Annotated in this window: 1 protein-coding gene; it reads right to left on the reverse strand. The window is 75.4% G+C overall.

The features are described 5' to 3' along the window. A partial coding sequence (locus ACIQPT_RS37365; protein ID WP_401162808.1) for an amino acid adenylation domain-containing protein occupies positions 1-2,142 on the reverse strand: 2,142 nt, incomplete at both ends.

Here is a 2,142-nt window from a genome sequence, read left to right on the forward strand (position 1 = left end):
CACCGGACGCTCCATCGGCACCAACGCCGCACGCCCACCCACCGACGAACCCACCACCCGCTCCGCCAACGCCACCACCGTCTGCGCATCGAAGATGTCCCGGAAGGGCAGCTCGATGCCGAACAGCGAACGGACGCGGCTGACCAGCCGGGTGGCGAGCAGCGAATGACCACCGAGGTCGAAGAAGCTGTCGTCGATCGACACCGACTCCACGCCCAGCAGTTCGGTGAACAGGTCGCAGAGCGTCCGCTCGACGTCGTTGCGCGGGGCACGCGCCGTGCTGCGCCGCGGGTCGGGCAGTGCCGCACGGTCGATCTGCCCGCCCGCGGTGCGCGGCAGGGCGTCGAGCGTGACGCAGTGCGCGGGCACCGTGTGGTGCGGGAGAACGGCGGCGGCGTGCTCGCGCAGCGCCGACGCGTCGGCGGGAGCGGCCGCGTCGGCCGGGACGACGTACGCCACCAGGGCGTCGCCGCCCGTGGGCCCGGGGCGCACGGTCACCGCCGCCTCGGCCACCGCGGGGTGTCCGGCCAGGACGCGTTCGACCTCGCCCGGCTGGATACGCCTGCCATCGAGGGTGAGCACGTCGTCGGTGCGGCCGAGCAGCTCGATCACGCCGTCGCGGGTGACCCGGGCCAGGTCGCCGGTCCGGTGGAGCCGGGACCCGGGCGGCCCGTACGGGTCGGCCACGAACCGCTCGGCGGTCAGGCCTGCCCTGCCCCGGTACCCGTACGCCAACTGGACACCGCCGACGTACAGCTCTCCGGGGCTGCCCGGGGGCAGGGGGGTGAGGTGGGCGTCGAGCACCAGGGCGCGCGTGTTCGGGGCGGGGCGGCCGGCCGGCGCGTACGCGCCGTCGGACCCGTCGCCGGCGGACCATACGAGGGCATCGGACGACGCCTCCGTGGCACCGTGCAGAACCCTCAGCTCGGCTTCGGGCAGGTGGGACCGGAACCGGTCGCTCAGGCCGGGCGGCACGGGCTCGCCGCTGACCAGGACACGGCGCAGCCCGGTGCAGTGGGCGGCCTCGGGTTCGGCGAGGAACGCCTCCAGCACGGAGGGCGCGAAGTGGGCGGTGGTCACGGCGTCACGGCGGATCAGCCGGGCCAGGGCGACCATGTCGCGGGCGCCGCCCGGCGGGACGGTCACCTGGGCCGCACCGGCCACCAGCGGCGCCAGCACCTCCCAGGCCGCCACGTCGCCATCCGTCGGCGCCTTGTGCAGGATCCGGTCGTCGGGCCCCGTCGCACAGGAGTCCCGGAGCCACAGCAGCCGGTTCACCAGACCCCGGTGGGCCAGGACGACACCGCGCGGACGGCCCTCGGGGTCGGCCGTGTGGATCAGGTAGGCCGGGGAGTCCGGCAGCGGTCCGGGCAGCGCGCCCGGCCGGGTCACCGGCTCCGGGTCGGCGCCGGAGGCGTCTTCGGCGTCGAGTACGAGGACGGCGGCTCCGGTCTCCCGCAGGACCGCGGGCCCGTCCGGCGCGGTGAGTACCGCTGCGGGCATCGCGTCGGCCAGGAGGGCGCGGACGCGAACGGGCGGATGGTCCGGGTCGAGGGGCAGGCACACCGCACCGGCGCGCAGCACGGCGAGGTGCCCGAGGGTGAGGGCGGCGGAGCGGGGCACGGCGACGGCGACGACGTCTCCGGGGCGTACCCCGTGGTCCACGAGGCGGGCGGCGAGCCGGGCGGACCGGGCCTCCACCTCGGCGTAGCTGAACCGGCCGTCCTCCGCGACCAGCGCGAGCGCCTGCGGCGTCCGGGCCGCCTGCGCGGCGAACAGCGCCGGAATCGTCTCCCCGGCAGGGCCCTCCCCCGGCGACGACGGCAGCTCCAGCACCCGCGCCGTGTCGTTCCACCCGGTCAGCAGTTGCTGCCACTCGTGCGAGGAGAGCAGGTCGAACTGGCTGATGGGCATCGCCGGGTCGGCGGTCCCCAGGGCCAGCATGCGGGTCAGGCGCCTGGCCAGCTCCGTCACCGTGTCCTCGTCGAACAGATCGGTGCTGTACTCCACCGTCACATCGATGCCGGCCGGCTCCCCGTCCGCATCCGTGCGTTCGACGAAGTTGAAGCCGAGGTCGAACTTGGCCGCACCCGCCTCCCCGTCCACCGGACGCGCCACCAGACCCGGCAGATCCAACGACGC

The organism is Streptomyces sp. NPDC091289, from assembly GCF_044757365.1.
Taxonomy (GTDB): Bacteria; Actinomycetota; Actinomycetes; order Streptomycetales; family Streptomycetaceae; genus Streptomyces.